Source organism: Actinomadura sp. KC216 (genome assembly GCF_004348535.1).
Taxonomy (GTDB): Bacteria; Actinomycetota; Actinomycetes; order Streptosporangiales; family Streptosporangiaceae; genus Spirillospora.
Window position 1 is genome coordinate 20,607 of sequence record NZ_SMJX01000098.1, and the last position, 6,420, is coordinate 27,026.

Consider the following 6,420-nt stretch of genomic DNA (forward strand, 5'->3'; position numbering starts at 1 on the left):
GACAGAGAGGAGGGCACTACCGTGCCTAATGTCTTCGGGGCGCCCCACAAGGGCACCGAACCCCGTCACGAGCAGGTCGTCTTCTGTCAGGACGAGGCCAGCGGCCTGCGCGCCATCATCGCGATCTACTCAACCGCGCTAGGCCCGTCCCTGGGAGGCACCCGCTTCTACCCCTACGGGACCGAGGAAGAGGCCCTCGCCGACGTGCTGAACCTGTCCCGCGGCATGGCGTACAAGAACGCCCTGGCCGGGCTGGACCTCGGCGGCGGCAAGGCCGTCATCATCGGCGACCCGGCCGTCGACAAGTCCGAGGCCATGCTGAGGGCCTACGGACGGTTCGTCGAGTCGCTGAACGGCCGGTACTACACGGCTTGCGACGTCGGCACGTTCAGCGAGGACATGGACATCGTGGCGCGGGAGAGCCGGTACGTCACCGGCCGTACCGTCGCGCACGGAGGTGCGGGCGACTCGTCGATCCTCACCGCGTTCGGCGTGTTCCAGGGCATGCGTGCCGCAGCCAAGACCGTGTGGGGGGCGCCCACGCTTCGCGGCAAGCGTGTCGGCGTCGAAGGGGTCGGGAAGGTCGGTCACCGGTTGGTCGAGCACCTCCTGGAGGACGGTGCCGACGTCGCCGTCTGCGATGTGAACCAGTCCGCCGTCGACCGGGTCCGGTCGGCGCATCCCGAAGTCGAGGTCGTCGCGGACACGGATGTGATGGTCCGCACCGAACTCGACGTGTACGCGCCGTGCGCGCTCGGTGGCTCCCTGAACGACGACACCGTGCCCGTACTGGCGTCGAAGGTTGTGTGCGGGGCCGCGAACAACCAGCTCGCGCACACCGGTGTCGAAAAGAGCCTTGCCGACCACGGCGTCCTGTACGCGCCCGACTACGTGGTGAACTCCGGCGGTGTGATCCAGGTCGCGGACGAGATCGGCGGGTTCAATTTCGAGCGCGCCAAGGCCCGCGCCACCGGGATCTACGACACCACCTTGAAAATCTTCGCGCTGGCCGCCGACGAGGGCGTCCCGCCGGCCGTGGCGGCCGACCGCCTGGCCGAACGGCGGATGTCGGAGATCGGCAGGCTGCGCGGCATCCTGCTCTGAAACCGGGCTTGCCCGCGGCCACGGGCCGCCGTAGGAGCCCCAGGGGTGTCCCGCGGCGGCCCTTAGCACGACCTCGTGACCACCGGATACACTGTTGTTATAAGCAACAGAAGCGCCGCCACGTTCCGTCCATGTACCGAGCCGGGCGCAAAACGGGTACGGTTGTACCCGTGACTGACGCATGGCTCATCAGGCACCGGTTCGTGTGGTACACGCGCGCGTTGATGGGCCCACGAAAGCCCTGACCATCGAGGGGGTCGAGCCAATGGGTCGCGGCCGAGCCAAGGCCAAGCAGGTAAAGGTTGCCCGACAGCTCAAGTACAACAGCGGCAACACGGACCTCGACCGCCTGAAGAGCGAGCTGGGAGTCAACGAAGCGGGGGACGACTCCTACGACGAACTCGCCGAGAAGTACGCCGACTACGCCGACGATTACGGCACGGACGACCGCAAGGACGGAACCTCCGGTTGACCGGCTGACACCGACGCCACTGCCCGCGCCATCGGGCAGTGGCGTTCGTCATGTGGAGCCTTTGAAAGCACCCGTGAGCCCCGCCGGACGTCCCTTGATACTCGTGTGACCCGTGGGGCCCGAGAACTCCTCAGCGGCCACCTCAGCCCCATCCACGGGTGGTTGTGGAGCGGGGTCGCGGCGAGCGGTGCCGGGCGGGCGTGATAATGATCACGTCGGCCGCGGAACGGTCGCGGATCAGACGAGGGTCGCCTTGCCGGTGCCCGCGGTGATCTCCCCCAGCCGCCAGGCCGGAACGCCACGGGACGCCAGGACGCGGAGAGCCTCGTCGGCGGCGTCCGGTGCGACCACGGCGGCCATGCCGACGCCCATGTTGAACGTCGAGTCCATGGCGGCCTGGGAGACGTCCCCATAGTTCTGGAGGACGCGGAACAGAGCCGGTACCTCCCAGGAGTCGCGGTTCAGCACGGCGTCCATGGTCGGAGGCAGCGAGCGGGCCAGGTTCGCGGCCAGGCCGCCACCCGTGATGTGAGCGAACGCATGCACACCACCCATGCCCGTCAACGCGAGGCAGTCTTGGGCGTAGATGCGGGTGGGGGTGAGAAGTACCTCGCCTAGGGGACGGTCAAGGTCCGCGGGCTGCGAGTCGAGGTCCAGGTCGGTCGTGGCCAGGATGTGCCGGACGAGCGAGTACCCGTTGGAGTGGATCCCGGACGACGCCATCGCCAGGACGGCGTCCCCCACCCGAACGCGGTCGGGGCCCAGCACGTCGTCCGCTTCGACCACGCCCGTCCCGGCGCCGGCGAGGTCGAACTCGTCCGCTTCCAGGAGGCCGGGGTGCTCGGCGGTCTCGCCCCCGACCAGGGCGCAGCCGGCCAGGGCGCAGGCGTCCGCGATACCGCCGACGATGTCGGCGATCCGTTCCGGGACGACCTTCCCGCAGGCGATGTAGTCCGTCATGAACAGCGGTTCGGCACCGCATACGGCGAGGTCGTCGATGACCATGCCGACCAGGTCGTGGCCGACCGTGTCGTAGACGCCGAGGCGGCGCGCCAGGTCGACCTTGGTCCCGACGCCGTCGGTGGACGTGGCCAGCAATGGACGCTTGTAGCGCACGAGAGCCGACGCGTCGAAAAGCCCCGCGAACCCGCTGACGTCGTCCACGACCTCTGGGCGCCGCGCACGCGCCACCCGGGACTTCATCAGCTCGACGGCGCGTTCGCCCGCCGCGATGTCGACCCCGGCGTCCTCGTAGGACGTCATCGGATGACTTCCAGGAGGTGCTTGCCGCGGGCGTCCTGGTCCACCGGGATGGGGTAGACGCCGTCGAAGCACGCCCGGCACAGGTTGTCCTTGGCGATGTGGGACGCGGAGATGAGCTCGTCCAGGGAGATGTATCCGAGCGAGTCGGCGCCGATGGAGTCGCGGATCTCCTCGATCGACAGGTTCCCGGCGATCAGCTCGGCCCGGGTGGCGAAGTCGATGCCGTAGAAGCACGGCCAGGAGACGGGCGGGCTGGAGATCCGCACGTGGACCTCGGCGGCGCCCGCGTCCCGCAGCATCGCGACGATCGCGCGCTGGGTGTTGCCGCGCACGATCGAGTCGTCCACCACGATCAGCCGCTTGCCCTCGATCGCCTCGCGCAGCGGGTTGAGCTTGAGCCGGATGCCGAGCTGGCGGATCGTCTGGGACGGCTGGATGAACGTCCGGCCGACGTAGGAGTTCTTCACCAGCCCCTGGCCGTAGGGGATGCCGGACGCCTCCGCGTAGCCGATCGCGGCGGGGGTGCCGGACTCCGGCGTCGGGATGACCAGGTCGGCCTCGACGGGATGCTCGCGCGCCAGGCGCCGCCCGACCTCCACCCGGGTGGCCTGGACGCTGCGCCCGGCGATCGACGTGTCGGGCCTGGCCAGGTACACGTACTCGAACAGGCAGCCCTTGGGGCGCGGCTCGGCGAACCGCTCGGACCGCACGCCGCCGCCGTCGATCGCGACCAGCTCGCCCGGCTCGATCTCGCGGACGAAGCGGGCGCCGACGATGTCGAGCCCGGCGGTCTCGGACGCCACGACCCAGCCGCCGTCTTCCAGCGAGCCGAGGACGAGCGGGCGGATGCCCTCCGGGTCGCGGGCGGCGTACAGGGTGCCCTCGTCCATGAAGACCAGGGAGTACGCGCCGCGGGTGGCGGGCAGGATCTCCCTGGCCGCCGCCAGGGGGCCGCCCTCGCCGCCGTAGGCGAGCAGGGCCGTCAGCACCTCGGTGTCCGTGGTGGCGGTCAGCATCCCGGGCTCCAGCCGCTTGGCCAGGTCCAGGGTGTTGATGAGGTTGCCGTTGTGGACGAGCGCCAGCCCGCCCGCGTCCGACGACCGGAACGTGGGCTGCGCGTTCTCCCACGTGGGCGAGCCCGTCGTGGAGTAGCGGCAGTGACCCACGGCGATGTGGCCGCGCAGGGTGTTCAGCACCGATTCGTCGAAGACCTGGGCGACGAGGCCCATGTCCTTGAACACGACGATGCGGGAGCCGTCGCTGACGGCGATGCCCGCGGACTCCTGCCCCCGGTGCTGGAGCGCGTACAGGCCGTAATAGGTGAGCTTGCTCACCTCGGCCCTGGACGCCTGGTCCGCGGGGACCCAGACGCCGAAGACCCCGCACGCGTCCTGCGGGGGGCGGTCGGTGGGATCGATGTCGTGGCTCAGACGTCCGTCACGGAGAGGCACGTTGTTCAGTCTAGATGCCTGATTCACCTGCTCCGATCGGCGGTATCTCCTTAACGGACCTTTACCCCGCGGAACCACGGGCATCAGGTGATGCGGGGGAATCTGGTGACCGACACGTGGAGGAACGCATGACGCTGCCCGGGTACCAGACGTATTCGCCACCGGCTCCGCCCAAGCGGAGCACTCTGGCGAGGGCTTCTCAGGTGCTCGGAATCGTTGGCCTCGTGGGCCTCGTGCTATGCCTGGCGGGCGTGATCCCTGCGCTCGTCGGGGTCGTCCTGGGGGCGGTGTCGCTGGTCCGGCGCGACGCTGACCGCCGCCCTGCGATCGTGGGCGTCGTCTGCTCGTCCCTCGCCCTCGCCATAGGCGCCACGATGCTGTTCGTGCTGCTGAGCAAGGCGGCCCAGTGCGGTGACGAGGCGCGGTACCCGGACGACACGTCACGCCGAGACTGCGTCGAACGCGAATTCCCCTTCGCCCAGGCGAACAGGACCCCGTAGGCAAGACCTCATAGGTCACCCGGGCTGGGTGTTCTCCCGGTCGAGGGGCAGCGGAACGTGCGCGGACAGGTCCGCGCGGGAGCCGCTGGCACGGACCCTTCCGGCCGTGACGGCGTCGTCCCAGGCCAACCGGCCCGTCGCCAGACCGATCCAGGCGGCGGCGTCCATCTCCACCACATTCGAGGGTGTACCCCGGGTATGGTGCGGGCCGTCGATGCATTGAACGGCGGCATAAGGAGGAACACGGACCTCCACCGAACGGCCGGGCGCGAGCTCGGCGAGCCGGTCCAGCAGGAACCGCACCGCTCCCATCATGACCGGCCGGGACGGTTCGGTGCTCCCTGCCTCGATACCGGCCAGGACGGTGTCCAGCGCCACGCGACGCAGCTCGGCCGGTTCGTCGGCGCCGGTGTACGGCGCCAGGCCGAACGCGCCGCGCTGGTCGTTCAGAACGGCGAGGGTGAGCGGTTTCCGCGACATCGTCACCGACGCTACAGGGTCGCGGCCAATGGACCGCTCCGGCCCGCGATGGCCCCCCGGCGCCGCGTAGACGGTAAAAAGGACCCGGTGCCAGGCCAGGGGGTGGCCGCGGGAGTGTGAAGGGAACGGGGACGCCGGGGACGCTCCCCGGAGGACACGGAGGTTCGTCAGATGCCCGAGGCGCTGCCCCTGCAGCCGGGTGACCCGCGAAGACTCGGCGCGTTCGAGATCACGGGACGCCTCGGCGTCGGCGAGCAGGGCGCCGTCTTCCTCGGCAGGGACCCGTCCGGCGGCCCCGTCGCCGTGAAGGTCCTGCACGTCCGGCTCAGCGGCGAGCCCGCGGCCAGGACGCGGTTCGCGAACGCGTTCACCTCCGCTAGGAAGGTCTCCGGCTTCTGCACGGCGGCGATCTTGAGCGCCGATGTGGAAGGCGACCGTCCGTATGTGGTGAGCCAGTGGGTGGACGGGCCGTCCCTGCAGCAGCTCGTGGACGAAGAGGGCCCGCGCGGCGGCGCCGTCGTCGAGCGCATGGCCGTCGGTACGGCGATCGCGCTCACGGCCGTTCACCGGGCCGGCGCGCTACACCACAACCTGAAACCCGGAAACGTTCTCCTGGGACGGGACGGGCCGCGCCTAAGCGATTTCGGTATCGCCCACGCGCTGGAGGCAGTGAACGCGTCCTTCAGCGGGCACATCACCGAGGACCCGTCCTACAAGTCGCCCGAACAGCTCAGCGGCACCGGCATCGGCCAGCCCGCGGACGTCTTCGCCTGGGCGTCGACCATCCTGTTCGCCGCCACGGGAGAGCCGCCCTTCGGGGACGGCTCCCCGTCCGAGGTGATGCAGCGGATCGTCTACGACGAGGTCGACCTGTCGAGCGTCCCCGATTCGCTCCGCGAGGTCCTGGCCGACGCCTTCGCCAAGGACCCGGCCCATCGCCCGACGGGCAAGGACGTCCTCCAACGCCTCCTGGACGAGAACGGCCCGCTGATAGGCCGCATGCCGCCCTCGATGGCCGCCGAGGGCCGCGCACTCGCCTTCGGCGCCCCCATGCCGCAGCCCGCCCAGATGGCACCACCGCCGATGCCGCCACGGACGCCCATGGGAGCACCGCCGCGTCCCATGGCCACCGGCCCCGCCGCCCCCACCG

7 protein-coding genes are annotated in these 6,420 nt (G+C 70.1%); 4 read left to right on the plus strand and 3 right to left on the minus strand.

From position 1 onward, the window contains the following. The first annotated feature begins 21 nt into the window (after positions 1-21). Both E1264_RS18870 and E1264_RS18875 read left to right on the plus strand, forming a co-directional pair. The gene (locus E1264_RS18870) at positions 22-1,104 is read left to right on the plus strand and encodes a Glu/Leu/Phe/Val dehydrogenase dimerization domain-containing protein (protein ID WP_132175233.1); all 1,083 of its coding nucleotides are present in this window, start codon (positions 22-24) and stop codon (positions 1,102-1,104) included. Positions 1,105-1,369: 265 nt separating this feature from the next. After that, positions 1,370-1,576 carry a DUF3073 domain-containing protein gene (locus tag E1264_RS18875; RefSeq protein ID WP_132175257.1) on the plus strand — a complete coding sequence of 69 codons (207 nt, stop codon included), beginning with the start codon at positions 1,370-1,372 and terminating at the stop codon, positions 1,574-1,576. A gap of 237 nt (positions 1,577-1,813) precedes the next feature. On the opposite strand, the gene purM is transcribed toward E1264_RS18875, so the two are convergent. Together purM and purF are read right to left on the minus strand one after the other, a co-directional pair. Beyond that, positions 1,814-2,839 carry a phosphoribosylformylglycinamidine cyclo-ligase gene (purM, locus tag E1264_RS18880; protein WP_132175235.1) on the minus strand — a complete coding sequence of 342 codons (1,026 nt, stop codon included), beginning with the start codon at positions 2,837-2,839 and terminating at the stop codon, positions 1,814-1,816. Beyond that, a complete protein-coding gene (gene purF / locus E1264_RS18885) occupies positions 2,836-4,290 on the minus strand; it encodes an amidophosphoribosyltransferase (protein ID WP_132175237.1) in 1,455 nt (484 codons plus the stop codon). The genes purM and purF overlap by 4 nt, the downstream gene beginning before the upstream one ends. Positions 4,291-4,514: 224 nt before the next feature. On the opposite strand from purF, the gene E1264_RS18890 reads away from it, so the two are divergent. Next, entirely contained in the window at positions 4,515-4,790 is a 276-nt protein-coding gene (locus tag E1264_RS18890; protein WP_243711014.1) for a hypothetical protein, read from the plus strand. A 15-nt stretch (positions 4,791-4,805) separates the two neighbouring features. Here E1264_RS18890 and E1264_RS18895 read toward each other — a convergent pair whose 3' ends face one another. After that, entirely contained in the window at positions 4,806-5,270 is a 465-nt protein-coding gene (locus tag E1264_RS18895; RefSeq protein ID WP_132175241.1) for a sterol carrier family protein, read from the minus strand. Between the two features lie 171 nt (positions 5,271-5,441). Between E1264_RS18895 and E1264_RS18900 the strand changes: the two genes are divergently transcribed. Beyond that, positions 5,442-6,420, plus strand: a 979-nt coding sequence (locus tag E1264_RS18900; protein ID WP_132175243.1) for a serine/threonine-protein kinase, incomplete at its 3' end; no start/stop codon positions are given.

What these genes read in the sequence shown, in the direction of transcription:
- E1264_RS18875 (WP_132175257.1), top strand. Translation starts at nt 1,370, where the DNA reads ATGGGTCGCGGCCGAGCCAAGGCCAAGCAGGTAAAGGTTGCCCGACAG.
- purM (WP_132175235.1), bottom strand. Translation starts at nt 2,839, where the DNA reads ATGACGTCCTACGAGGACGCCGGGGTCGACATCGCGGCGGGCGAACGC.
- E1264_RS18895 (WP_132175241.1), bottom strand. Translation starts at nt 5,270, where the DNA reads ATGTCGCGGAAACCGCTCACCCTCGCCGTTCTGAACGACCAGCGCGGC.